28 protein-coding genes and 1 pseudogene are annotated in these 25,608 nt (G+C 43.2%); 24 read left to right on the plus strand and 5 right to left on the minus strand.

What is annotated here, in order from left to right; all coding sequences use genetic code 11:
* The first annotated feature begins 43 nt into the window (after window positions 1–43).
* The 11 genes from UE46_RS00545 to UE46_RS00595 all read left to right on the plus strand — a co-directional run bounded on the left by UE46_RS00545 (window position 44) and on the right by UE46_RS00595 (window position 9,004).
* The gene (locus UE46_RS00545; protein WP_051492776.1) at window positions 44–811 is read left to right on the plus strand and encodes an alpha/beta hydrolase; all 768 of its coding nucleotides are present in this window, start codon (window positions 44–46) and stop codon (window positions 809–811) included.
* Window positions 812–869: 58 nt separating this feature from the next.
* Complete coding sequence (locus UE46_RS00550) at window positions 870–1,514, plus strand: histidine phosphatase family protein (RefSeq protein ID WP_221638512.1); 645 nt, start codon at window positions 870–872, stop codon at window positions 1,512–1,514.
* A gap of 4 nt (window positions 1,515–1,518) precedes the next feature.
* Window positions 1,519–2,331 carry a sugar-phosphatase gene (gene yidA / locus UE46_RS00555; protein WP_036058949.1) on the plus strand — a complete coding sequence of 271 codons (813 nt, stop codon included), beginning with the start codon at window positions 1,519–1,521 and terminating at the stop codon, window positions 2,329–2,331.
* A 5-nt stretch (window positions 2,332–2,336) separates the two neighbouring features.
* Window positions 2,337–2,567, plus strand: a complete 231-nt coding sequence (locus UE46_RS00560) for a (4Fe-4S)-binding protein (protein WP_036058950.1) — start codon at window positions 2,337–2,339, stop codon at window positions 2,565–2,567.
* Between the two features lie 12 nt (window positions 2,568–2,579).
* Window positions 2,580–2,855 (plus strand): GNAT family N-acetyltransferase, encoded by a 276-nt coding sequence (locus UE46_RS00565; protein ID WP_036058951.1) that lies wholly within the window; start codon window positions 2,580–2,582, stop codon window positions 2,853–2,855.
* A 134-nt stretch (window positions 2,856–2,989) separates the two neighbouring features.
* Window positions 2,990–4,426 (plus strand): glycoside hydrolase family 1 protein, encoded by a 1,437-nt coding sequence (locus UE46_RS00570; RefSeq protein WP_036058952.1) that lies wholly within the window; start codon window positions 2,990–2,992, stop codon window positions 4,424–4,426.
* Window positions 4,427–4,631: 205 nt separating this feature from the next.
* A complete protein-coding gene (locus UE46_RS00575) occupies window positions 4,632–5,261 on the plus strand; it encodes an Abi family protein (RefSeq protein WP_051492777.1) in 630 nt (209 codons plus the stop codon).
* A gap of 6 nt (window positions 5,262–5,267) precedes the next feature.
* Window positions 5,268–5,615 (plus strand): hypothetical protein, encoded by a 348-nt coding sequence (locus UE46_RS00580; RefSeq protein ID WP_051492778.1) that lies wholly within the window; start codon window positions 5,268–5,270, stop codon window positions 5,613–5,615.
* Window positions 5,616–5,955: 340 nt separating this feature from the next.
* The gene (locus tag UE46_RS00585; protein ID WP_118907333.1) at window positions 5,956–7,029 is read left to right on the plus strand and encodes a chitinase; all 1,074 of its coding nucleotides are present in this window, start codon (window positions 5,956–5,958) and stop codon (window positions 7,027–7,029) included.
* A 144-nt stretch (window positions 7,030–7,173) separates the two neighbouring features.
* On the plus strand, window positions 7,174–7,698 hold the full coding sequence (locus UE46_RS00590) for an HdeD family acid-resistance protein (RefSeq protein WP_036058954.1): 525 nt from the start codon (window positions 7,174–7,176) through the stop codon (window positions 7,696–7,698).
* A 91-nt stretch (window positions 7,699–7,789) separates the two neighbouring features.
* Entirely contained in the window at window positions 7,790–9,004 is a 1,215-nt protein-coding gene (locus UE46_RS00595; RefSeq protein WP_036058955.1) for an amidohydrolase, read from the plus strand.
* Between the two features lie 170 nt (window positions 9,005–9,174).
* On the opposite strand, the gene UE46_RS16405 is transcribed toward UE46_RS00595, so the two are convergent.
* Window positions 9,175–9,285, minus strand: coding sequence for a putative holin-like toxin (locus tag UE46_RS16405; protein WP_077912434.1), 111 nt, complete (start codon window positions 9,283–9,285; stop codon window positions 9,175–9,177).
* Window positions 9,286–9,452: 167 nt separating this feature from the next.
* On the opposite strand from UE46_RS16405, the gene UE46_RS00605 reads away from it, so the two are divergent.
* From UE46_RS00605 to UE46_RS00635, 7 genes are all read left to right on the plus strand, one after another.
* Window positions 9,453–10,253: a ChbG/HpnK family deacetylase gene (locus UE46_RS00605; protein WP_036058956.1), complete on the plus strand. Its 801-nt coding sequence runs from the start codon at window positions 9,453–9,455 to the stop codon at window positions 10,251–10,253.
* Window positions 10,250–10,663 carry a fluoride efflux transporter CrcB gene (gene crcB / locus UE46_RS00610; RefSeq protein ID WP_036058957.1) on the plus strand — a complete coding sequence of 138 codons (414 nt, stop codon included), beginning with the start codon at window positions 10,250–10,252 and terminating at the stop codon, window positions 10,661–10,663. Before UE46_RS00605 ends, crcB (UE46_RS00610) begins: the two co-directional genes overlap by 4 nt.
* Window positions 10,663–11,025 (plus strand): fluoride efflux transporter CrcB, encoded by a 363-nt coding sequence (gene crcB, locus UE46_RS00615; protein ID WP_036058958.1) that lies wholly within the window; start codon window positions 10,663–10,665, stop codon window positions 11,023–11,025. Before crcB (UE46_RS00610) ends, crcB (UE46_RS00615) begins: the two co-directional genes overlap by 1 nt.
* 135 nt (window positions 11,026–11,160) lie before the next feature.
* Window positions 11,161–11,700 carry a sigma-70 family RNA polymerase sigma factor gene (locus UE46_RS00620; protein ID WP_036058959.1) on the plus strand — a complete coding sequence of 180 codons (540 nt, stop codon included), beginning with the start codon at window positions 11,161–11,163 and terminating at the stop codon, window positions 11,698–11,700.
* Window positions 11,684–12,421, plus strand: coding sequence for a hypothetical protein (locus UE46_RS00625; RefSeq protein ID WP_036058961.1), 738 nt, complete (start codon window positions 11,684–11,686; stop codon window positions 12,419–12,421). The genes UE46_RS00620 and UE46_RS00625 overlap by 17 nt, the downstream gene beginning before the upstream one ends.
* 181 nt (window positions 12,422–12,602) lie before the next feature.
* Window positions 12,603–14,300, plus strand: a complete 1,698-nt coding sequence (locus UE46_RS00630) for a pectate lyase-like adhesive domain-containing protein (RefSeq protein ID WP_143812858.1) — start codon at window positions 12,603–12,605, stop codon at window positions 14,298–14,300.
* The gene (locus UE46_RS00635) at window positions 14,288–15,934 is read left to right on the plus strand and encodes an Ig-like domain-containing protein (RefSeq protein ID WP_233230957.1); all 1,647 of its coding nucleotides are present in this window, start codon (window positions 14,288–14,290) and stop codon (window positions 15,932–15,934) included. The genes UE46_RS00630 and UE46_RS00635 overlap by 13 nt, the downstream gene beginning before the upstream one ends.
* Window positions 15,935–16,176: 242 nt before the next feature.
* Here UE46_RS00635 and UE46_RS00640 read toward each other — a convergent pair whose 3' ends face one another.
* From UE46_RS00640 to UE46_RS00650, 3 genes are all read right to left on the minus strand, one after another.
* Window positions 16,177–17,229, minus strand: coding sequence for a sensor histidine kinase (locus UE46_RS00640; protein ID WP_036058964.1), 1,053 nt, complete (start codon window positions 17,227–17,229; stop codon window positions 16,177–16,179).
* Window positions 17,230–17,901, minus strand: a complete 672-nt coding sequence (locus tag UE46_RS00645) for a response regulator transcription factor (RefSeq protein ID WP_036058965.1) — start codon at window positions 17,899–17,901, stop codon at window positions 17,230–17,232.
* Between the two features lie 72 nt (window positions 17,902–17,973).
* Window positions 17,974–19,713, minus strand: a complete 1,740-nt coding sequence (locus tag UE46_RS00650; protein ID WP_036058966.1) for an ABC transporter ATP-binding protein — start codon at window positions 19,711–19,713, stop codon at window positions 17,974–17,976.
* Between the two features lie 321 nt (window positions 19,714–20,034).
* Between UE46_RS00650 and UE46_RS00655 the strand changes: the two genes are divergently transcribed.
* The 3 genes and pseudogenes from UE46_RS00655 to UE46_RS00665 all read left to right on the plus strand — a co-directional run bounded on the left by UE46_RS00655 (window position 20,035) and on the right by UE46_RS00665 (window position 21,795).
* Window positions 20,035–20,706 carry a Crp/Fnr family transcriptional regulator gene (locus tag UE46_RS00655; RefSeq protein WP_036058967.1) on the plus strand — a complete coding sequence of 224 codons (672 nt, stop codon included), beginning with the start codon at window positions 20,035–20,037 and terminating at the stop codon, window positions 20,704–20,706.
* 134 nt (window positions 20,707–20,840) lie between these two features.
* A pseudogene (gene fsa / locus UE46_RS00660) lies at window positions 20,841–21,454 on the plus strand (fructose-6-phosphate aldolase).
* Window positions 21,451–21,795 carry an SH3 domain-containing protein gene (locus UE46_RS00665; protein WP_036058968.1) on the plus strand — a complete coding sequence of 115 codons (345 nt, stop codon included), beginning with the start codon at window positions 21,451–21,453 and terminating at the stop codon, window positions 21,793–21,795. Before fsa ends, UE46_RS00665 begins: the two are co-directional and overlap by 4 nt.
* 21 nt (window positions 21,796–21,816) lie before the next feature.
* Here the strand turns inward: UE46_RS00665 and UE46_RS00670 are convergent, their stop codons facing one another.
* On the minus strand, window positions 21,817–22,716 hold the full coding sequence (locus UE46_RS00670) for an alpha/beta hydrolase fold domain-containing protein (protein ID WP_036058970.1): 900 nt from the start codon (window positions 22,714–22,716) through the stop codon (window positions 21,817–21,819).
* Between the two features lie 79 nt (window positions 22,717–22,795).
* Between UE46_RS00670 and UE46_RS00675 the strand changes: the two genes are divergently transcribed.
* From UE46_RS00675 to UE46_RS00685, 3 genes are all read left to right on the plus strand, one after another.
* The gene (locus tag UE46_RS00675; RefSeq protein WP_036058971.1) at window positions 22,796–23,068 is read left to right on the plus strand and encodes a helix-hairpin-helix domain-containing protein; all 273 of its coding nucleotides are present in this window, start codon (window positions 22,796–22,798) and stop codon (window positions 23,066–23,068) included.
* Complete coding sequence (locus UE46_RS00680; protein WP_036058972.1) at window positions 23,068–23,763, plus strand: NAD-dependent protein deacylase; 696 nt, start codon at window positions 23,068–23,070, stop codon at window positions 23,761–23,763. The genes UE46_RS00675 and UE46_RS00680 overlap by 1 nt, the downstream gene beginning before the upstream one ends.
* Before the next feature lie 351 nt (window positions 23,764–24,114).
* Window positions 24,115–25,449 (plus strand): hemolysin family protein, encoded by a 1,335-nt coding sequence (locus UE46_RS00685; RefSeq protein ID WP_036058973.1) that lies wholly within the window; start codon window positions 24,115–24,117, stop codon window positions 25,447–25,449.
* Window positions 25,450–25,608: the final 159 nt, after the last annotated feature.

The following is a 25,608-nucleotide window of genomic DNA, read 5'->3' on the forward strand; positions in this document are numbered from 1 at the left end:
TCTATTATGATAGAGGTAACATAATAATAGGCGGTGAAACAATATGACTGAGATTCAAGAAGATGTTAATAATGACGGCTGTCCTAGTTTAGAGCGATTTTTGATTTCTAGTAAGCATGAAGTCCCGGCGATGTTGATTTTTCAAGGTGGCGGATATGGAAGGCGCACGGAGCGAGAGGGTGAACCTGTTGCAAAGTGGCTAAATAGTATTGGGATTGCTGCTTTTATAGTGAATTACCGAGTAGCGCCGTATAAACATCCAATTCCTTTGGAGGATGCAAAATGGGCAATTCGAATGGTGCGACATCGTGCGGAGGAGTGGGGTATTGATCCTGATCGTGTTGGTGCCATTGGCTTTTCGGCAGGTGGGCATTTGGCTTCCACGCTGGCAACACATGTGGAGGATGGCCAACCAGACGCAAAGGATCCGATGCATCAATATAGCACGCGACCAGATGTGTTGGTTTTGGCGTATCCAGTTATCACGATGCGAGCGCAGACACACCAGGGAAGTTTGCATAATTTGTTAGGTGAAACGCCAACGAAGCAGCAGATTATGGAGCTTTCTAATGAGATTCATGTGTCGAATCATACACCTCCCACTTTTTTGTGGCATACGGAAGAGGATCAGTCGGTACCAGTGGACAATAGTTTTATTTTTGCGGCTGCGCTTCAAAGGCACCAAGTTCCACATTCGATTCATACGTTTGAGCAGGGTAGGCATGGACTTGGGATGGCGCAAGATAATCAAGAGGCAAAAATATGGCCGCAACTATGTGAAAATTGGTTAAAAGTGCGAAACTTCATTTAATTTTCCGGAGAACAGTGGTACAATTTTAGAGGATAGTTAATTATGAGGAGGCAATATTTTGGGTAAACGCACTTTTTATTTTGTACGTCATGGTAAAACGGAATGGAACTTGGCTAGAAGAATGCAAGGTTGGGGCGATTCTCCTTTGATTGAAGAAGGTATTAATGGTGCAATTGCAACTGGAGAAGCGCTCAAAGACGTGGACTTTACGGCTGTATATTCTAGCCCAAGCAAGCGCACGGTGGATACTACTGGTTATATTATTGGTGATCGAGACATAGATATAAGAACGCTTGATGGTCTTCGCGAAATGAGTTTTGGTATTTGGGAAGGCGAGCTTTTTGTTGATATCACTGAAAATTTTGGTGATGAGTACGCGATGATGTTGGATAACCCAGAATATTATAAGGCTGAGGTAAGTAAAGGTGAAACATATCATCAAGTGAAAGAACGCACAAAAATGGCGGTAGAGCAGATTTTAGAGGAGCAACCGGAGGGCAATATTTTAGTGGTTTCTCACGGAATGGCTTTGCGAGTTTTGATTTTTGTGGCTTTGCAAGAGGCAGAATTACAGACGCACCGTACGGAAACGCCGCATATTTTAAACACGAGTGTCACCGTTGTAGAGTATGAAAATGGTGAATTCCGCGTAGTTAAGGCAAATGATACCTCTCATCTTGAGGGCATAGTTGAAGGAGTTTAGACGAATGATAAAATTAGTAGCAATCGATATCGATGGGACGTTACTCAACGATAAACATGAGATTACGCCTGAGGTTCACGAAGCAATTCATAAAGCCAAAGCAAAAGGTGTCAAAATTGTCTTGTGTACTGGCCGCCCGATTACTGGTGTGCAGCAATATTTGACGGATTTGGAACTGAAGCGTGAAGGCGATTATGTGATAACGTTTAACGGCGCAATGGTGCAAGATACGTTCACGAAAGAGGTTATTTCGCATTTGACGCTTACTCATGCGAACATTATGGATATTTATAAAATGAGTCGCGAATTGGGCCTTCATATGCATTTTAATGATATGAATAATTTATATACGCCGAATCGTGATGTTGGTAAGTACACGGTTTATGAGGCTTATTTAACAAATACGCCATTATTTTATACGGAGATGGATGAGGTTCCTGAGGATATTATGGTTTCCAAAGCGATGTTTATTGACGAGGAAGAAATTTTAGCCCCTGCAATCGCAAAAATCCCAGCGAGCTTTGGCGAAAAGTATAACTTGGTTCGTAGCTCACCGTTCTTCTTGGAGGTTTTAAATCCTGAGGCGAGCAAGGGAAATGCGGTACATGGCTTGGCGCAGAAACTTGGAATTAAGCAGAGTGAAGTCATGTGTATCGGTGATCAGGAGAATGATTCGACGATGATTGAGTACGCAGGTGTTGGCGTTGCGATGGAAAATGCGATTGATAAAATTAAAGATATGGCTGATTTTATCACACTTTCCAATGAAGAGAGCGGCGTTGCGCATGCGATCAATAAATTTGTTTTAGAGGAATAGGTGAAATGATGAGTAATTGGATAGAGAAGGGTTATCGTGAGTACCGTGGTGAGAAAATTGATGTTTATTTTAATACGGCAATTTGTGAACATGCAGCGGAATGTGTGAAGGGTGACCCCGCTGTGTTCGATACGAGTCGTAAACCTTGGATAGTGCCTGATAATGCGACACCAGAGAAGGTTCAAGAAGTCATACATCGCTGTCCAAGTGGTGCTCTTAAGTATCAATTGAAATAGGAGGTTATGATGATGGAATTTGTTAAAGGTGAAAATCGTTTTTTCAAAGAAGATGCAGATGGTAAATTAATCGCGGAGGTGACGTGGGTTCCGAGTGGGGATTCGCTTGTTATTTTGGATCATACGTTTGTTGATGAGAGTCTTCGTGGTCAAGGGATTGCATCAGAATTAGTGGAGAAAGTTGCAGAGACGATGCGTGCGGAAGGTAAGAAAATTACGCCGACTTGTCCATTTGCAAAAGCTGAGTTTGAGCGTAAACCTGAGAAATATGATGATGTGAAAGCATAATGAGAGGAAACCCGTTTGCAAATCTGCGCGGGTTTTCATTATTTCCCGGGAAATATTGACCTTTCACTACCAATTTAAAAGAATATACTTTAAAATGAAGAAGAGTAGATTTTACCTAAATGGAGGTTTTAATAATGGAGCACAAAAAGCATACCGATTTTCCGAAAGATTTTTTATGGGGTTCTGCCTCGGCGGCGTATCAAATTGAGGGTGCGTGGGACGCGGATGGCAAAGGGCCTTCTGTTTGGGACAATTTTGTGAAGATTCCTGGTACGACATATGAGGGCACAAATGGGGATGTAGCGGTGGATCATTATCATCGTTATAAGGAAGATGTGAAGTTGATGGCGGATGCTGGCTTGAAGGCGTACCGTTTTTCGATTGCTTGGAGTCGTATTTTCCCAACTGGTAAGGGTGAAGTGAACGAGGCTGGATTGAAGTTCTACGATGATCTTATCGATGAGTTGTTGAAGTACGATATTGAGCCGCTCGTGACGCTTTATCATTGGGATATTCCGCAGGCGTTGATGGATGAGTATGGTGGCTGGGAATCGCGCCAAGTGGTGGAGGATTTCACGAATTATTCGGTGGCGTTGTTTAAGCGTTATGGGGATCGTGTGAAGTATTGGGTTTCCCTGAACGAGCAGAATATTTTTGTGTCGCTTGGTTATTCGATGGCGCTTCATCCGCCGAAAGTGACGGACGATAAGCGGATGTATCAGGTGAATCATATTGCGAACTTGGCGAATGCTAGTGTTATCAATGCGTTCCATGAGATCGTGAAGGATGGCAAAATTGGGCCAAGTTTTGCGTATACGCCGTATTATCCGGTTGATACGAATCCGAAAAACGTGCTTGCTGCGGAAAATGCGGAAGATTTGAACGGCTATTTCTGGATGGATATGTATGCGTGGGGCGTGTATCCGAAGGCGGTTTGGCGCTACTTGGAAGAGAACGATTTGGCACCGACGATTGAGCCTGGTGATATGGAATTGCTTGCGTCTGCGAAACCAGACTTCATGGGCTTGAACTACTATCAATCAGCAACGGCGGCTCATAACCCGTTAGATGGTGTCGGTCAAAGCAATACGTTTAACACGACTGGTAAAAAAGGAACGGCGGAGGAAACTGGGATTCCTGGTTTGTATAAGAAAGTGAAGAATCCTTACGTGAAAACAACGGACTGGGATTGGACGATTGATCCTGACGGGCTTCATATCGCGCTTCGTCGGATTAATAGCCGTTACCAATTACCGATTTTGATTACGGAAAATGGTTTGGGTGCGTTTGATAAGTTGGAGGATGGCGAGGTTCATGATGCGTATCGTATTGATTACCTAAGCTCGCATGTTGGCGCTATTCAGTCGGCAATCGATGATGGTGTTGACATGCTTGGTTATTGCACATGGTCGTTCACGGATCTTCTGAGCTGGCTGAATGGCTATCAAAAACGTTATGGTTTCGTATATGTGGATCGTGATATTTCTGATGATGCACCAATGACGCGGATTCCAAAAGATAGTTTTTATTGGTATAAGAAAGTGATTAAGACGAACGGAAAAGAGTTGTAATTTAAATCATAAAAGCCTATTCATGCGTGTACCAAAACTGGTGCGCTGGATAGGCTTTTTTTTGTTGAAAAAACGATTTTGATAGGTCAAAATACTATTTTGTGAAATAAGCTTGTATTATAAATTATATGATCTATAATACAAGGATATAGCAAAATTATATCGGTTTATTTTACTCAAAAATTCAGGCTTCGGAGGGCTAGTGATGGCAAAGGGAAAGAGTACAGATGGGTTAATGGAGCATATGCGGGAGCGTCATAACATAAAGATTAGTGGCGATTCGAGTAGACGGGATTTATTGAATATGGGTTATTATCATGGATATAAGGCTTATCGGTTTGTCAGAGGTAAAGAGAACAGGCTGGAAATAACGGAATTTAGTCAGGTAAAAGCTGTATATGATTTTGATTTAGGACTCAAAACACTTTTTTTTCCAACGTTAATTCGGATGGAAACGGCGCTTAAAAATCGTGTTTTAGATTATATAGTAAGCGATAATAGTATAGAGATTGAGGTTATTTATAATGACATGCTCAACGATTTCAGTGCTAAAAAGCCAGGAACAGGGAAGTACAAAGAAAAAGTCAAAAAGAAATTGAATTTCAGAGCGAAAATGGATGGGACAATTGCGTACTATTACGGCAACGGGAATCCTAGTATTCAACATTTTTTTCATAATAATAAACCTGTTCCGATATGGGCTTATTTTGAAGTTATCACATTGGGGGAATTCGGGAATTTTATTAATTGTTTAACATGCGATGATAGAATTGGTATCTTGCGTGATATTGGTATTAATCATTCTGGACTGAATCAGAACGGAAGAGTTTTATAGAATATCGTGTTCGCTATAAATGCTTTGCGTAATGCAACAATGCATAATTCGGTCATATTTGATTGCAGGTTTAATAATCAAAATTATTCTAAACAGATTAAGACTTATTTAGAGGCGCAAACGGGTATTTCAGGTATTAAATTCGAAAGTGCTATTGATTTTTTTATTCTGTTGATGTATTTAGAAAAAAATATTGGTATATCTAAGGTGGAACTTAGGAAGACCATAAAGGCTTTTAACAGGCTGAAAGAAAAATTGTATAAAAACATCCCAGGTGAGCCATATTTTGAAATATTAGGGAGTGATATACGAAAGAAGACTTTGGATTTGGAAAACTATATTGAACTTTACTAATTGGAGAATATCGGTTATAATCAAAGTATGAATTGCGGTGTATTACTTCGGTTTGCACTTGAGGAAGTTGGATGCGTCCGGCTTCTTTTTTATTTGCCTAAAAACCAAATCTCAATAAATAGCCCAATTTTATTTTTGTTAGAATTTAAACAAAGAGGGCAGTCGTGAAAGCGTTGACAAGACAATCAAATCTACCCAATTGGTATAGACCCCTTATAGTTTGAACCAATTATTTCCGAGGTTTACTCCTAAAGAGCACGGGTACTTGCTTAGTGTCAGGGATTATGACAAAAATGCAAAAACGCTTATTGAAAGCGTAAACAATGAGGGGGATTTACTAATGGTAGATTGGAAGAACACGAAGAAATGGGTAGCAGGCGGAGTTTTGACAGCGGCGGTTGCAGTTGGGGTTTCTTTAACGGGAGGAACACAGGCGCATGCGGCGGTCGATGATGCAACACCAATGCCTAGCATTCAAGGGAAACAGGTTCTAGTCGGTTATTGGCATAGTTGGAAATCCACGGGCAGAGATGGTTATAAGCAAGGTACTTCGGCTGATATTGCGCTAAAAGATGTAAACGCGGCGTATAATGTGGTTCCGGTCTCCTTCATGAAGGGCGATGGCGTGAATCGGATTCCAACGTTCAAGCCGGTTGGGTTAACGGATAGTGAGTTCCGCGCACAAGTTGGGGCTTTAAATAAACAAGGACGTAGCGTACTTCTTGCGCTTGGTGGTGCGGATGGACATGTTCAACTACAAACTGGGGATGAGCAAGCGTTCGCCAATGAAATTATTCGCCAAGTTGAGACGTATGGTTTTGACGGTTTAGATATTGATTTGGAGCAAACGGCGATTACGGCTGGGAACAACCAAACGGTGATTCCTGCGGCGCTTAAAATTGTGAAAAATCATTATGCTGCGGAAGGTAAGAACTTCCTGATTACGATGGCTCCGGAATTTCCATATTTGAAACCGGGTGCTGCGTATCAAAGCTACATTACGTCGCTAACTGGTTACTATGACTATATCGCGCCTCAATTTTATAACCAAGGTGGCGATGGTGTCTGGGTTGACGAAACGAGCCAATGGATTGCGCAAAACAACGATACGCTGAAAAAAGAATTCATTTATTACATGGCGGATTCGTTAATTCACGGTACGCGTGGTTATCTACAAATTCCGGCTGACAAGCTAGTTATTGGTTTACCGACGAATAATGATGCGGCGGCAACTGGGTATGTGGTTCATCCGCAAAACGTTTTTGATGCTTTCAATATGTTGAAAAATGCGGGAACTCCGCTTAAAGGTATCATGACTTGGTCAGCGAACTGGGACGCTGGTAAGAGTAGCGCCGGGGTTTCTTATAATAATGCGTTTGCAAACACATATGGTCCATTCTTAGGTACGAAATAAACGAAATCAAGCCGAGTAGTCTCGTGATTACTTGGCTTTTTTCTGTTTTCTAGAAAAATATGTTTGGCTTAATAGTAGATTTAAGCTATCTCTTTGGGGTATAGTTAAATAGGAATATTTACTATCAAAGGGAGGAGTGGAATCATGCGTAAATTTTATTTGTATTTTATTTTAGTAATGGGACTTGTAATGATTGGGCTGGGGCTTTGGTTTGTATTTAATCCAAGTACGTCACTTGCGGCTTTCACAATTGTTATTGGAATTGTGTTGTTATTAAATGGTCTGAACGAGATTATTTCTTATTTCAAGGGACGGAAGGTTTTGAAAATCTCAAACTGGATACTCTTGGACGGGGCGTTATCGTTCATAGCTGGTCTTATTATCTTGATTAACAACAATATTGGTGAGAAATTCATCGTGCTTATTTTTGTTATCTGGGTACTTGCTTCGGCGATTTTGAACATTGTTATGGCATTCTCGGTAAAAGGATCGAAAGGTTGGATATTTATTCTGATCATCGGTATTATCGGTGCTTTGATCGCGATTATCTCGCTATTTAGCTCGGCGATTGTTGCCGTAACGGTGGCTTTGATACTTGGCGCGTTCTTTATTTTCCAAGGGATCGCGTGTTTGTTATTATTCAACGGGATTCGTAAACAAGTGCGTTAACACAGCGATAAAAGCCTCTTTGTGATACATTCATGGAGAGGCTTTTTTGCATACATAGGATAAAATTTCAGGAATTGGAGGGCGATTTGGGATGAAGTATTGGTTGGGGAATGCGCGGTTGGAAACTGGGGTTGTGCGTGATGGTGCGCGTGTGGTGGCAACGGAGACGGGATTGTTTGATATGTTGATTGATGGTGGGAAAATTGTGGATGTGAAGCTGGCGGGGACGGTGGACAAGACGGGGATCGCGACGAAAAACGCGAAGGGATTTCTAGTTGTGCCGTCGTTTGTGGAGAAACATATTCATTTGGATAAAACAAAATTGGGCGCGCCTTGGAGTGCGGTGACGCCGGTGAATTCGATTGTGGAGCGGTTTTCGCTTGAGACGGATGAGTTGCGGGCTTTGCCGGTGAAGATGGCGGATCGGACGCGGGTGTTACTTGATACGGAGTTGCGGAATGGGACGACGGCGTTTCGGTCGCATATTGATGTGCATCCGCGAGCGGGATTGGAATATTTGGAGACTGTTCAAAGCGTGTTGCAAGAGTATGCTGGAAAATTGGACGCGGAACTGGTGGCGTTTCCTCAACATGGCTTATTGCGATCGGATAGTGTGGCGTTGGTTCGTGAGGCTTTGCAAAGTGGCGCGACGCTAATTGGTGGGGTTGATCCGGGAAATGTGGATGGTGACGTGGAGCGCTCGCTTGAAACGATGTTTGATTTAGCAGTGGCACATGACGCTGGTGTGGATATTCATGTGCATGATCGTGGCGAGATTGGAAAGGCGACATTTTGGAAGTTACTCGAGTTGACGCGTGAGGCGAAGTGGCAAGGACGGGTAGCTGCGAGCCATGCTTTTGCTCTGGGGGATTTTGATGGTAATGAGAAAATAGAGCTGTTTGGAGCGCTTGCGGCGGAGCGGATTGCGATTGTGACAAGTGTGCCGATTGGTGGTCAGATTCCGCCGATTAATGATTTGGAGGCTGCGGGTGTGACGGTGCATGTTGGATGTGATAATGTGTATGATTGTTGGTCGCCGTATGGGAACGCGGATTTGCTGGAACGTGTTGGGAGACTTGGTGAATTGACGGGGCGCGTGACGGAACAGGCATTGGGACAGTCGCTAGGCTTGATTACAAATGGGGTGATGCCGCTTGATAAGGCAGGGGAGCAAGTTTGGCCGATGGTTGGTGATGATGCGAACCTTGTGTTGGTGGATGCGAGCTGTACGGCGGAGATGGTGGCGAGGCGCTCAGCCCGGATGGCGACGATTTTTAGGGGAAATGTTGTCGCAGGGGAATTGTAGATACACCTGGATGCTGAGATTGAAAATATTTTGGTGGTGTGTTAGAATGAAATAGAAAAGGAAGCCATGCGTCCAACATGACTTCCAAATGTAGAGCCGTTGAAAAGACGATGGCTTCATATTTTTTGGATCTGCCATCTAATCTCTTCGCTAAAAAGTGAGTTAGATGGTTATTTTTTGTCTTTTTTTACTGATTTGATGAGCACGACGACAAAGCCAAGGAGTGATACAGTAAATGTACCAAACCCGAGCATAAGTGTCAGTGCCTCAGCAACAGACATTAATCAGGCGTTTCCTTTCTGCAGATTTTAGTACCTATTTGCATAAGCACCACCACCTCTCGATTAGATCGGCCACCATCTTTCCACTTCTCTACAGGGTTAGTATATCAGAAATAGCGTAGTAGCGCCGTGTAACTTATTTCAATGTTGGAAGGAGACGATGTTTTATGCAGAAAATAATTATTAATGCGGATGATTTCGGGATGTCAAAAGGGATTAATTATGGCGTGATGGAGGCGTATTTGAATGGGGTTGTTAGTTCGACGCTGTTGATGCCGAATTTGGAGGCTGCGGAACATGCGGTGAAGTTGGCGAAAGTGGCGTGTCCTGATTTATTTATCGGGCAACATACGAATTTTTTGCTTGGGAAACCGTGTTCTGATCCTGCTAAAATTCCTTCGATGGTTGATAAAAATGGAGATTTTCATCGTTCGGTGTATTATCGGAGCGGAAAAGGGCATTTTGTTTATGATGAGGTGCGCCTGGAAACGATTGCGCAGATGGAGCGGTTTAAGGAGTTGCTTGGTCATTTTCCAGAACATATTGATTGTCATGCGGTTGGTGACGAGATCGTGGATCAGGCGTTTTATGATATTGCGCTGGAATATGGGATACATACGACGTTGAAATATAGCGGGGATAAGGTTTGGCCTTCGTTGCCAGGATACGTGGAGATGGGATTGCTCTTGGAGGTAAATGGGTTGCCTTTTATTGAGAATGGGACGCTGGTGGAGAATTTTTTGCGGGATGATTTTGGGTTGCTTAGGCAGGATTCGGAAAAAGTGATTGAGATGCATTTCGATGCGGGATTTTTGGATCAGTTTGTGCTTGATAATTCGTCTATGACGACGCCGAGATGTCGGGAACTTGCGACGCTTTGTGACCCGCGGGTTCGTGATTGGTTCGATGCGAATGGACTCGAGCGGGTTCATTTTGGGGACTTGAAATTGGGTGATTTCGGCGGATGAAGCGGTTTTTGATGATTGGTGTTGCGGGAATGGCGGGGGCTTTGTGTCGCTATTTTGTTGGAATGGGGATCGGTGTTTTTGGGGGAGCTGATTTTCCGCTGGGAACGTTGATTGTGAATTTGAGTGGGTGTTTTGTGCTTGGATTTTTCACGACATATTTGTTTCGATTGACGATTTTGAATACGGATTTGGTAATTGCGATTGGAACGGGATTTTTGGGCGCGTATACGACTTTTTCGACATTTAGTTTGGAAACGGTGCGGCTTTTTGAGTCGGGAGATGCGATATTGGCGGTTACATATTTAGGACTTAGTTTTCTTGGCGGGAACTTGTTGGCTTGGCTTGGTTTCACGCTCGGTGAACGGCGATTCGTGCGCAAAAGAGAAGCGGTCAAGGAGGGCGATTTGTGATGTGGATGGACGTGATTTCCATTGCGATTGGTGCTTTCTTTGGGGCAAATGCGCGATACTGGCTGTCAACTTGGATAAAAAGCCGTGTAAAATGGGATTTTCCGATGGCGACGTTGATTATTAATTCGGCGGGAGCATTTGTGTTGGGCTTTGTCGTGCAGTTGCAGCTGTCGTTTGATTGGAATTTGCTTTTGACGACGGGATTTTTAGGGGCGTTTACGACTTTTTCGACGTTTAAATTGGAAAGTGTGCAGTTACATGCCGAGCGAAAGTGGAAAAAGGTGATTTTGTACCAAGTGGTGACGTATTCGGCGGGATTGGCTCTGGTCGTTGCGGGGATGTTTTTGGGTTCGGTGTTATAGAAGCGTGGAATAGATTTATATAAAGCTTATCTTGTAAATTAGCGTTTACGGGATGAGTTTTATTTTTTTGTCAGATTATCGGTTTGGTGCGCGTATAATATAGTATAAGAGGTTTAAAAAAGGGAGGGGATACATATGTCGGATGCTGAAATTGTTGATTTGCTGCGGGCGAAGAGTTTTGAGGGGCTGGAGAAATTGATTGATGTGTATGGGACGACGATTTTTTGGCAGATTCGCAAAATATTGAATCATTCTGCGGAGTATGAGTATGTCACGGAAGTGGAGAATGATGTTTTCTTGGCGATTTGGGAGAAAATTGGACAGTTTGACGCGGAGTTGGCGTCGTTTAAAACGTGGTTGATTCAGATTGCGCGGAATAAGGCGCTAGACCGGAAGCGACGTGTGATTCGGGAGTTGAAGAGGCCGCTCGTTTTGGATGAGGGGTTTGCGGAGGATCGGTATTTTACGGAGGAAGTATTTTTGGATTTGGTGGCTGGGTTGGATGATTTGGATCAGTTGATTTTCTTGAAAAAGTTCTTTTATGAGGATTCTGGTGAGGAAATTGCGGAGGACTTGGGGATTTCGCGGGACGTTGTGTATGCGCGGGTTTCGCGTGGGAAAAAGAAATTGAGAGCGTTATATAAGGAGGAGGGAGAGCATGAAAAATCAATTTAAGCGTGTGGTTGAAACAGTTGGTGATGGTGTGACTTGGGAGGCTCCGCGTGAGTTGAATGGGACGGAGAAAAAGTCAATGTTTCAGCGGGCGAAGATGCATATTTTGATGCAAGATATTTTTGAAACGATGAAGGATGAGTTACGCGCAGATGAGGAGATTGTGGATTATATGCCATTCACGAATGGGGAAAATTCGATGGTGTTTACATCGGGACTTCTTGGTGGGATGTACGCGGCGACAACGGATGCTACGAAAAATTATGTGAAGGATTTCCATGATGTGCGGGGAAATCGGGTACTTATTTTTACGACGGATCGGATTATTTTGTTTTTCGTGATTGAGTTTTTGGGGGAGAAGCGGTATCAGTCGTATTGGTATGAGGAGTTGCCGACGATGACGCTGCATGAGAAGGTGGAGCGGTTCCGGTATTTTGATGTGGATCAGAAGAAGTTTGTGAAATCTCAAGGAAGTACGTATACGCTGGATTTTCAGACGACGAAGGGAAATATCTTTATCGAGTCGGTTAGCGCGAAGGAGGCGCAGAAGGTTCAGCGGATTATGGGACAGATTCCGAAGGCGCAGTTTACGAAGATTGGGGATAAACATCGGCGAAATTCGCTTTTTGGATACTTAACGACGACGAGTAATGGGATTTTGGCGTTGGAGGGTGTGGCGGTTTTGGTACTTTTGTTTATGCTCGTGATGTACTTGGTGAAATAGAGGGATACGATGCGATTTCTGGATGGAGATTGCATCGTTTTTTTGTGGAATCATTTATTTCTGATAGGTAGAAACTTTTGATAATATACCGTTTTTTGCAGTGTTAGCGTGTAGTATAGAGGTATAGCGAGATGAGACGTGCCTGAGAATATGCTTTTATTAGATAGGAAAGGAGTTTTTAATGATGAAGAAGAGAATGAAGATTTCGTTTGTTGTTCTTTTGATATTTACGATAACAATGGTTGGACCTATAAATAGTGCGGGACTTGGAAATTGGTTTGCAACGGGGGTGTCTGCTGGAACGGGATTGACGCTTGTTGTGGATAAGCCGAAGCAAGAGGAGAAGCGCCAGTTTGGGTTGAAATTGACGGATGAGACGGCGATTAGTTCTTCTGATGACCCGCCAAGTGAGGATTCGGATGTTGCGGATTTTGTTGAGATCGCGATTCCTGTTGGTATGGTTTTAGATGTGGAAGCGACGCAAATGCGTGATGCGGGAACGGATGCTGGGACTTTGACGTATGATAAGGAGACGGGTGTTGCTCGTGTGACTTGGAATAGTGAGGCGACTGAACGTGTTTATGAGCTGATGTTGACGGCGGAAAAAGCGCAAGTTTATGAGCTTCAAGCTGTGACATCTGATGTGAATGGGACAGAAGTGAAGTCCAATACTATGGTGATAACGGTTGATCCTGTTCAGGAGGAAGTAGCGCCAGAACCTGAGGTAGAAAAAGAGCAGCAAGTTGTTCCAGTGACTCCGAAAGCAAAAGTTGCTGAAACTCCAGTTGGACGTGCGGATATTGGTACTGTTGATGTGAGCACGTTGACGGATTTTCATAATGCGATGATGAATAAAGATATTTCGACGATTAACGTTTTAGCGGATATAAATTATGCGGCATTTTCTGCGGCGGATGCGAGTCCGACCAATACGAGTGCTTCTTATCAAAGGATGCCAGAGCGTCCGCTTACGGTGAACGGGAATGGGCATACGATTGATTTTAGAAACCAGTCTTATGCGCCGTACGACAATTATTCTTTGCCAAAAGTAGTGACATTTAATGACTTAAACACATATGGAACCAATTATTATGGATTTTACACGGATAATTCTGCGGGTGGAACGAGTGCCACGAATAAAATTGTGTATAATAATGTGAACTATCGTGGTTCTCAAGCGATTCATGCCCCAGCAACGACGACGCAAATTTCTGGGAAATCTTCTTTTGCGCAGACGAATAGTTATGTCAGTCCTTTTGATGGTGTGAGTTATACGACGCTTGCGAATCAGACGACATTCGCGGTGGGTGATATGAATATATTGGAAGGCGCGGACGTGAAGGTAACGAATGAGTCTAGTGGTGCGATGTATATTTTCACTGGTGGAACGGTAGATATTGCGGAGAACTCGGTTTTGGATATTTATACGTCTGGAACGAATTCTACGGTATCGGATAGTACGCTCTCAGGAATTTTTAGTTATGGGAATATTAATGTTCGGAATGGCGCGACGCTGAAGATGGATAATGCGGTTCCAGCGGCGGGTAAGACGGCTATTGGCGGGATTTGGATGAACGCTGGTGAGTTTAATGTGTCGAATAATGCGACGGTAGATATTAAAGCGCGTGGTGCGATGTATTATGGTAGTCCGTTTTATGTATATGGTGCTGGAGTTCTGAATGTTAGTGATGACGCGGTGTTTAAGTTGGAGGCAACGGATACTGGGACGTCTACGCAGGATGTTTTCAGTACGGGAACTGGTACGATTTTGATTGGTAAAGATGGCGTGTTTGATGTTAGCTCGGATGGAACGGGAAGACTTGGACGGACGGTTTGGATGATAATTCTGATTTTAATTGGAACCCGATGTTTAATGTAAAGGTCACGTATAGTGCTGCAAACGTGACGGCGGTAACGGGCCAATCGGTTAGTATATTTACTAGGAATAGTTTTGTAACCAATTTTAGATCGCAAAATTTTAAACGTATCCTGTTTGAAGGAATTCCGGATGTGGAAGTAACGATCGGGAATTTGAGTGATAATGAGGAGCGTGAAAATAGTCATGTGATTACGGGTAAAGCCAATGCAGGAGCGGTTGTGCAACTTTCTGGTGATCCTGGGATTCCTGCTGGGACGATTGCTTCGCCGAACGAGGAAGATAAGACGACGAAGTTTCATGTGATTGCTGATCAGGATGGAAACTACCGCTATGAGTTGCCTGCGGGTAAATTTTTGACAGCGGGAAACACGGTTAAAACGTATGCTTTCTTGAACGGGAAGGATGCTTCGGTGCAGACGGTCGTCCAAGATGGTACGGCTCCTGATGCGCCAATTTTAGAGGCGATTGCTGATAAGAGTATGGTAATTAGTGGTGAAGCTGAAACTGGAACAACGGTTACGATTTATGATGCGGCGGATGATAGTGAATTTTTGAGTGGTGTGACCGATGGAAATGGGGATTTTAAGATCACAATTCCTGCTGATAAGCGCCCGCTGATTCCGAATAAGATATATTATGCAATGGCAAAAGATACAATTGGAAATGCGAGTGTGGCTTCAAACCAGATTACGGTTGCGGACACGACGGCTCCAACGGCGGATGTGATTCGCCAGTTTGTAACGCTGGGCGATAACTTCACGACGAATCCGAAGAACTTACTTGAAAATGTAGCTGATAATGCTGGAAACGGCGATGATAATATTAGTTATGCTATTACAGAAGTACCGGATGTTTCTAAAATTGGGTACACGACGGCGACGGTAATGTTGACGGACAAGGCTGGAAATGCCGCAGAGTTTGTGATTCCGGTTTTTGTACAAGATAATGATTCTGTTAAAAATGAGAATTTCTTTTTACATGCAAGTGATTTCACGGTAGCAACGGCGGATGTGCCAACAACACAAGCTGGAATCAAGGATATGGTTTTAGAGATGGCAAACGTTCAGGCATATCTAATTTCAACGGGAGCAAACGCGATGGATTCTGTTGAAATCACTGGCTTGGAAGGGATTACACCAAAGACTGGCAAGTATAATGTGAAGCTGAAATTGGATTCGTTAGAGCGCGATATTACTGTGACAGTGCTTGCGGGAACGTTACAATTCAAATCGGCGACACCTGAAATTTCGTTTGGAACGGCTGCGATTAGTTCGCGTGAGCAGTTTTTGAAGCCAAAAGATGAGGTGAAATTGACTGTGGAAGATAGGCGTTCGGCAGGTACGAATTGGAAGTTGATGGCTGAACTTGAGACACCTTTTGCAACGGCTGACGGGAAAGAATTGGTCAACAGCTTGTTTGTTCGCAAGTTTGAAGATGGGAATGCAATTTTAACACCATTGAACAGCGTAGCAAGCGAAGTTTTCACGAATACAACAGGTTTGGATGGCGTGACGGAAGTGAATCTAAATGAGGCGGATAGTTCGGAATTAGTGTTGAACGTTCGCCCAGGTACAGCGCGTGCGAATCAAGAATACAGCACAACGATTAATTGGACATTAGAAGATGCACCGTGAGAAAATAGAAAGAGTCTGAGACAAAACTCAAGACAAAGCAAAAACGCCCTCCCATTTCTTCGGGTAGGACGAAAAATTCTGCTTTAAACAAATCGAGCGAAAGCGTTTGTATTCAGGGGATTTGGTGGAAGCCGGAAGCGGAGTGTACGACTGTACATGAGAACCGGAAGTCCGCCAAATCCCCTGAATGCGAACGCTTGTCGCCGATTTATCTGGGTTATGTCCCAAACTCTTTTTGCGTACTATTTATTCGGCAATTGTAACATGATTTTACTTCCTTGGCCTTCTCTACTGCTCACTTTTATTGTCATTTCATGCAGATCCGCAATCCTTTTCACGATCGAGAGCCCGAGCCCACTGCCGCCGATTTTCGCTTGGCGTGAGAGGTCGGCTTTGTAAAAACGTTCAAAAATGCGTAATTGATCTTCTTCTGATATCCCAATACCGCTATCTTGAAAAGTGACTTCGTTTTGCCCCTCTTTATTTTGGCTGAGTGTCACATGAATCGTCCCGTTTTCTGGTGTGAACTTGATCGCGTTATGAAAAAGGTTTTGCCATACTTGATAAAGCAAGGATTCATCACCATAAAATTTAGTGGGCGCGAGGTCAACGATAACGTCAAGATTCTTGGTTTGCCATTGTGGCTCGGCGGTAAGAATCATATCGCGAATCTGGTAATCAAGCCTGAATTCGGTGGGGTTTAGTTGATAATCATTTTTTTCTAAAGCAGTTAATTTGAGTAGGTTCTCGCTGATTTTGGAGAGTCTGCTCGTTTCTGCTTGGATTATTTCGAGGTAATGTGTCCGTTTTTCGGCGGTTAAACTGTTGTCTTGGAGCAATTTGGTGAAGCCAGAAATCGATGTAAGTGGCGATTGGATCTCGTGGGAAACGTTGGCGATGAAGTCCTGCCGCATGGTCTCCATTTCCCCAAGCTGCTCGGCCATTTTCTCGACTTGTAAAACGGTGTCGCGAATATTACCGTCATCCATTCGTTGTAACGGGCGCAGTTGTTCACTGATCTGGAAATTTCCGCGTCCAATTTCTTCTAGGACAGCGCCGAATATTTTGAAATAGGCTCTTTCATGTCGGAAAAAGAAGCGACTAAGGATAAATCCGATCAGCACCATTAATGTGAGACCGCCAGCTGCAATCGTTGCTTGTTCCCAAATGGTTGGCCAGGAGAAGTTATATACCCCTTTTAGCCAAGTGAAGGTGGTATATGAAGCTAAATTTGATAGGATGAAAAAGACACCAACCATGCAACTGCTGCCAATTGCTTTTAGTTTTTTGACCATTTATGCTTCCTCCAAGCGATAGCCGAGACCACGAATAGTACGTATCGAAAAACCGGATATCTCAGTGGGGAATTTTTCTCGGAGGCGTTTAATATGAACATCTACGGTCCGTTCGTCGCCTTCATAATCGTAGCCCCAGATTTCTTCGATAAGCTGTTCTCGGGAAAAAGTTTTATCGGGATAACCGGCAAGTCGAAATAGGAGTTGGAATTCTTTTAATGGTAATGTGACGGAACGGTTTTGGATCATGACGAGCATTTCTTTTTCGTTAAGTGCGATGTTACCAATCCGAATTTCCTGTGTTGCAAGTATTTGATAGCGTTTTAGAAGAACGCGAATCCTGGCGACAAGCTCTTCGGGTGCGAATGGTTTAACCACATAGTCATCAGCACCAAGGCTGAAACCTTTAATTTTTTGCTCGATTTCCCCGCGGGCAGTAAGGAAAATGACGGGAATCTCTTGAAAATTTTTAATCGCGCTACAAAGTTCCCAACCATCCATATTCGGCATCATGATATCAACAATCGCCAAATCCACGGTTGTTTTTTCTAGTATGGTTAGCGCGTCGATCCCGTCCTCCGCGTTAAAAACAGTGAAGCCTTCTTGCTCCAAAAATATCGTCACGAGTTCGCGAATATGACTATCATCATCTACCATCAAAATACGATTCATCCTGTTCACCTCCATATTTTATGTAACGTTATCGATATTTCCCGGGAAATATCGATAATGCAGCAGTCCTTTTTAAGTCAATTGTTGCTCTGCGAACGTTGCGTAAAGTGGGTGGCTCGCCACAAGTTCGCTATGTGTTCCACGACCAGTGATTTCGCCGTGTTCAATAAATAGAATTTGATTCGCGTTCACAATCGTAGAAAGGCGATGGGCAATCACGAATGTTGTCCGACCTTCCATCAAGTTCGCCAACGCTTGTTGTACAATACGCTCAGATTGGCTATCTAAACTAGCAGTAGCCTCATCCAGCATCAGAATTTTAGGATTACGAAGGAAAGCACGGGCAATCGCGATCCGTTGACGTTGACCGCCGGAAAGTTTCACGCCACGTTCGCCAACCTCAGTATCCAGTTGGTTTGGTAATTTTGCAATAAAAGTATCGGCATAAGCAAGTTTAGTCACCGCCCAAAGCTCATCATCACTGAACTCGGCATCTAAACCATAACATAAATTCTCGCGGATTGTACCAGATAGCATCGCGCTTTCCTGAGATACATAGCCGATCTGACTGCGCCAAGAATGAATCGAAATATCATCAAGCGGCTGGTCATCAATCAAAATCTCACCAGAATTCGATTTATAGTAACGCTCTAGAATGGCGAACAAGGTCGATTTACCGCCACCACTCGGTCCAGCGAAGGCGATTACCTCACCAGGTCTTGTTTCAAAAGAAATATCTTGCAAAATTGGCTCATCTTCATTATAGGAGAAAAAGAGATTTTTTGCAGTGATTTTCTTACCACTAACATCAACATTCGCGCCTTCGTAAATGTTTTCTTCCTCGTGATCCAAAATTTCTGAGATACGTTCTGTTGCACCTTTTGATTTTTGGAGTTGTGTGAAGAAAGTGACGAACGAAGTTACAGGAACAATGATTTGGAATAAGTAAAGCAAGAAAGCGATCAGTGTCCCAGTGGAAAGTGTACCAGCAGCGACACGAATTCCGCCGTAGCCAATGATTCCAACGATAACCCCCATAACAACGAATAGCATCAAAGGTCCGATGATGGCAGTGATTTTTGCCTCACGAACACCGAATTTAAACAAACGATTAATGCCAGATGTACCGTCCGTAATTTCTTTTGTTTCGGCATTTGATGATTTCACAAGACGAACTTCAGACAACGTTTGGCTAATAGAGCCAGTGAAATTAGCTGTTTCTTTTTGCATACCACGAGATATTTTAAACATTTTTTGACCCAGTGGAGCAATGATTAAAGCTGTAACCGGAACAGCGATGAGTAGTAGCAACGTCATTTTCCAGTCCATTATGAACAGAATGATGAGCGAGCCGATAACGGAAATAATACCAGTTACAAATTGCGGCAAGCTGTCAGCGATTAGTTCTTTAATAACGATCGTATCATTGACCATCCGACTGACCATTTCACCAGATTTCGTATTATCAAAATAAGAAACAGGCAAATTCAGCGTCTTTTTCCATAGCTTCTCACGCATCGAAGCGACCATTTTTTGGCCCATCAAATTAAGTAAGAAAATCGCAAAACCATTTGTCACGGCTTGAAGAATAAAGACGGCGACGATCGTTACGATTAACTGCCAGCTGAGTGAGGAAGGCGAGAATCCGTCGATCAGGTTCTTCGTGAATAGTGGAATCAGCAATCCTGCTCCGGTTGTGACTAAACTTGCTAAAAAGCCACCGATGATGACAGCTTTTGAAGGTCTAGTGGAGATAAGTAGTTGGAAAAATTTGCGCCAACTATAAGATGATTTCTCTTTTTTCTTTTTCATGTTTTATTACGTCCCTTCCAAGTTTCGATTATCTAGTGAGGTTTCCCTCCAGCCACTCTAATATAAAGCAAGTTTATGAATGGAATATGAACGGATTTAAAAGTTATGTAAAACACTTTCGTTAAAGGGTATGTAAATGTTTCTTTTTTTACTGAAAAAAGGAGATATTATATAAAATAATTTACATTAAATATTTTAAATTCATTTTTAGGCACAATTTATGAATTAATTAGCATAAATTCCCGCTATTATAGTAGTCATATTTAGTTATCATATGTTATAATTCATAAATACATCGATTGTAAGAGAGAAGGAGAGCCTATGCTATTTCTAAAAGAAGGAAAGTCGAATATCACTGTTGCAAAATTAATTGAACGCTGCTTTGATCACCCAAAATTTAATGATTACTGCTCAGTTACCCGCCAGAAAAAGGGCGACATATTAAGATGCAAAGAGGGCAATGATTTCAAGATTTATTTTATTTTGAGTGGTATCTATGGTTCCGTTATAGAAGATGAAAAACCAAAAGGCGGGATTACGCGTTTCCTTGGAAAGCATGATAGTTTCGGTTTATACCACTTGTATTACGATGCATGGGAGCCCAATATTTTGTTACAAAGCTTAGGACATGGCGAGGTTATGGAAGTAGAAAGTACTTTCTTATTTTCGATTCTGGATCAAGAAGAAGAGAATGGTTTCTTCATGATTCAATATTTGGCAGATGAGCTACGGGAAGCTCAATATTTCTCCAAACTCAGCTTTTTGAAGAAAGAAGAACGAATCAGAAAAGCGTTACTTAAATGTGGTCTTGAATTCGGGACGCTATCCGATCAAGGGATTATTTTGCCGCGTCAAATCACACAAGAAGTGATCGCGAGGTACACAAATACATCACGCGAGTACGTAGCCCACACCGTGATGAAATTGATTGAAGATGAAATTATTCGTAATCGCCCAAAGCCACTACTTATTTTAGATCGAAAAAGATTATAAAATTGGAATCCGGATGTGCCATGATGGTATGTCTGGATTTTTTTGTCCGAGCGGTTCGGGAGACATTCGGTAAAAAAAGGTATACAATGGTGTGGAAGTTATGAAAGCGTTTAACGCGTATGAGGAGGATGAACATGAAATTTTTTATTGATACTGCAAATGTAGAGGAAATCCGTAAGGCTAACCGAATGGGATTCATTGCGGGGGTAACGACGAACCCGTCATTGATAGCAAAGGAAGGTCGGGATTTCAACCAGGTGATTGAGGAAATTACGTCGATTGTGGACGGTCCAATCAGTGGCGAAGTCGTGAGTTTGGAAGCGGAAAAAATGATTGAAGAAGGTCGCGTAATTGCGAAAATCCATCCGAATATGGTTGTTAAGATTCCAATGACGGGTGAAGGATTGGCTGCGGTTGCGGTGCTGAATAAGGAGGGTATTAAGACGAATGTGACGCTAGTTTTCTCGGCAGCGCAGGCTTTACTTGCGGCACGGGCGGGTGCTACATACGTTTCGCCGTTTTTGGGACGCTTAGACGATATTGGCTCGGATGGCTTGATTTTGATTCGGGACATTGCGGAAATTTTTGAGGTGCATGATATTGATACGGAGATTATTTCGGCGAGCGTGCTGGTGCGGACATTGCGACGATACCGTTTAAAGTATATGAGCAAATGTTGAAGCATCCACTGACTGATTCGGGGATTGAGAAATTCTTGGCGGATTGGGAGGAATCGCAGAAAGCATGAATAAACAATATGTGGTCAAAATAGCGCATAAACCTGCGAACACGAGTCCTTTGTTTGTGAATAAAAACGAGGATTTGTGGATCGGCGAGCGCGACGGGAACACCGGCTGGATTTCTTGCACGACAAAAATGTCTGGAAAAACTGGCCTTGTTCCTGAGCAGATTTTATCGCGTGCCAGCGCAGATTCTAAATCAGGAACAGCAACGGAAGATTATTCAGCACGTGAATTGGCAGTGAAAGCTGGCGATAGGGTCGAGAGTAATCGCGAGCTAAACGGCTGGGCTTGGTGTATCGACGAAGATGGTAATGCAGGCTGGTTACCGCTTGAAAAACTGAATTAAAAACGAAGAACAAGCCATGGATTAGGATGGCTTGTTCTTCGTTTTGAGATGGGAAATAATTTTGCGACGGGCATCTTCACCTTCTGGAATAGGGTACAGCGGGAAGATGTGGGGATAGTCGGGATACTCGTGGTAAGTGGTGTTTTCCTTGTTTTTCTCGGCAAAAAGGCGCGTATCTGGATTCGTTAAATCACCTGTACTGCTAAAAATGATACATGGTGCCGTGTGTGTGAAATTACCGAAAAGTGGACTGATAATGGGGCTTTGCAATGTATGCGTGCCGCGGTACCATTCCCCAATTTCTTTTAGAGCTGGCGTGCCAACGATGTAGTCTTTTTCCTCAATCGGAGCAATGTCGGGATTTGTGAGAGTGAGGTCGACAACGGGTGAAATCGCGATAATTTGTTTTGGTTGTGGCAGATCTAATGTTTGTAAATGTTCGCTGAATGTTAGCGCAATATTGCCACCTGCTGAGTCGCCCATGATGGTGATTGTGTTGGGGTGCTGGTCTTTTAGAGCATTCTTATAGATAGTTGTGAGGTAGCGCATGACAGTATCGACATTGTGCGCAGGTGCTAACGGATAAAGTGGAACGATGGTTTTACTGTCCGTTTCTTCGACTAGTAATTGGATGAAGTCCCAATGTAAAGAGCTGATGGGGAGTACGAAGCCACCGCCTGCAAGATAAATAATGAGATTTGTTGTACCTGATTTTGGAGAGATTTCGTATACATCGAAGCTTTCTACTTGATGGGAAGTCACCACACAGGATTCGCGCAATTTTTTTGATGGGAGGGCTATTTTGCTTTGTTTTTTGGCGATTGCGGTCTTGAGTGCGGGGCCTTGGAGATACCAGAGTTTGTTTATTTTGCCTACTTTTGCGATGGTTTGGATCATTTTTAGTTGGATACTAGTTTTCATGGGGTTACGCTCCTTTAAATGTTTGGAAGTTAGTATAGCATGCGTGGTAGAATAGAAGCAAGGAACGGAGGCGGTCAGGATGAAAGATGAATTGTTGCAAATACCTGGGATTGGCAAGCGTTTGAGTGAGGCGCTGCATAATATTGGTGTTTCTAAAATAGCGGATTTGAGAGGGAAGAACCCACTGCATTTGTATGAATTGATGTGTGAATTTGAGGGTGAGCGGGTTGATCCTTGTGTACTGTACACGTTTCGATGTGCGGTTTATTTTGTGGAGACGGAAAATCCTGAGCCGGCGCTTTTGAAGTGGTGGAATTGGAAGGATCGCGTGTATCCTGGGGAGGTGGAATGATGGGAACCTTAGCAGAAAGCTTGGCGAGCAGCGAACGAATTGTGTTCTTGACGGGTGCAGGTGTTTCGGTACCATCGGGAATTCCAGATTATCGCTCGAAAAATGGACTTTATACGGGGCGGGAAAATCCAGAGTACTTGCTGAGTGCGACATGCTTGCGGAACGAGCCAGATAAGTTTTATACATTTGTGCGGGATAATATGTACTATCCAGCCGCCGAGCCGAATGCGATTCATGAAAAAATGGCGGAAATCGAGCGTCGTGCGGGAAAACAAGTGACGATTGTGACGCAAAATATTGACGGTCTCCATGCAAAAGCTGGATCGCGCAACGTGGTGGAATTCCACGGAAGTTTGTACCGCTGCCACTGCCAAAAGTGTGGTATGACGGTGTGCTCCGAGCAATATTTGGAATCAGATAAACACAAAAACTGCGGCGGCATCATTCGCCCAGAAGTCGTATTATACGAAGAAAACTTGCCCGAAGACGCGATAAACGGTGCACTAGCAGCAATCACAAAAGCCGATTTGATAATCATCGTAGGAACCTCATTCAAAGTGAGTCCCTTCTGCAACCTAACCGACTATCGCAAAAGCGGAAGCACGGTGTTCGCAGTAAATCAAGAGTTGCTACGGCTGCCATTCCAATACACAATGATCCAAGATGACGCTGTCAGTATTTTTAAAGAATTATGATTTCTTGCAGAACCCTAGCGAAACATGGTAAAATTTTAAAAGTACGGACAAACTTCGAATGAAGCCTAGATTATTTTCTTTATCTTTGTGGGTAGAGAGAAGACTGTGCTTTACACAAATCGAGCGAAAGCGTTTGTAATCGAACAGTTTGGTGGAAGCCGGAAGCGGAGTGTACTTGTGTACATGATGACTGAAAACAAGGAGGGGGTAGTTTCCCCGACCATGTAAGAAGTTAAGCGAAACTGCTCTTGTGTAGCAGAACCGGAAGTCCACCAAACTGTTCGATTGCGAACGCTTGCCGCCGATTTACTTCGAGTATGCGCCGCATTAAGAAAAGGAGTGGATGGTTGGATGAACCCTGACCCCGAGAGTCAGCAGATTATTGTACAATTAATTCTTATTTTGGTGTTAACGTTGCTAAATGCGTTCTTTGCTTCGGCAGAAATGGCTTTGGTATCGCTTAACAAAAACCGCGTCAGATCACAGGCGGAGCAAGGGGATAAGAAGGCCCAGTTGCTTGTGAAAATGATAGATGATCCGAGCCGATTTATCGCGACAATTCAAGTTGGTATTACGCTTGCTGGTTTCTTTTCCAGTGCGGCGGCAGCGACGAGTATTGCCTCAGTTCTAGGAACGCGATTTGGTGGAACGGCTTTTGCAAATGAGATGGCTGTAGTCGTTGTGACGATTATTTTATCTTATATCACGCTTGTTTTTGGTGAGCTTTATCCGAAGCGCCTTGCCTTGCAGAAAGCGGAAACGATATCTCGTTTTTCGGTGCGACCAATCATGATTATCAGCACTGTTTTAGCGCCTTTCGTTAAATTTTTGTCGTTCTCAACGAATGTTCTTGTGAAAATAACGCGCATGGACAAAAATGAGAACACGGAAAAAATGACGCGTGAGGAAATGCAGTTGATTATTGAGACGGGTAGACGTGATGGTGCCATTGAAAAAGCCGAACTCGACATGCTTCGTGGCGTTTTTGAAATGGACACGATTTATGCGAAAGAAGTGATGGTGCCGCGGACGGATAGCTTCATGATCGATGCGAATGAGGATTCTGGCATATTGGTTGATAAACTTTTGGAGAAAAATTATTCTAGAATTCCAGTTTATATAGACGATATGGATTCAGTGTATGGTATTCTGCATATGAAAGATTTATTTTTGGCGGCGAGGAAACAAGGTTTTGATAATATCGACGTGAAAAAATTAGTAAAAGAAGCTTTCTTCGTGCCAGAAACGATTTTTGTGGATGATTTATTGAAGGCAATGCAAAAATCGCATAACCAAATGGCAATCTTGATGGATGAGTATGGCGGCGTTGCGGGTATTGTGACGGTGGAGGATTTATTGGAAGAGATTGTGGGCGAGATTGATGATGAATATGATGTGTTATCTGATGGTGTGAAGAAGTTGGATGAACATACATTTATCGTGGAAGGTCGTATGCCGATCGATGATTTCAATGAATTGTTTCACGTGGAACTTCCTGATAAGGGGATAGATACGGTTGCGGGCTTTGTATTGACGCAGTTGAAGACGATTCCTGATGATGGTGAAGAGGTTGTTTTGGAATATGAGAATTTAACTTTTGTTGTGACGGAGATTAAGGATTCACGTGTTGTCACAATACGAGTGGAGATAAAAGATGAGACGGTGGAAGTAGTGCCGGAAGAATAATAAGTATAGAGATGCGTATCCTAGAGAAATTCTGGATACGCATTTTTGAATTTGGTGAAGGCGTGGGTTGAAAGATATGAGCTGGAGATAGCAACTAAAGGCTACTTTGCTACGAATGCTTTTTTTCATGTACATTTTTGAGACTTGAGATGTGTTAGG

The sequence above is a fragment of the Listeria weihenstephanensis genome, assembly GCF_003534205.1.
In the GTDB taxonomy this organism is placed as follows: Bacteria; Bacillota; Bacilli; order Lactobacillales; family Listeriaceae; genus Listeria_A; species Listeria_A weihenstephanensis.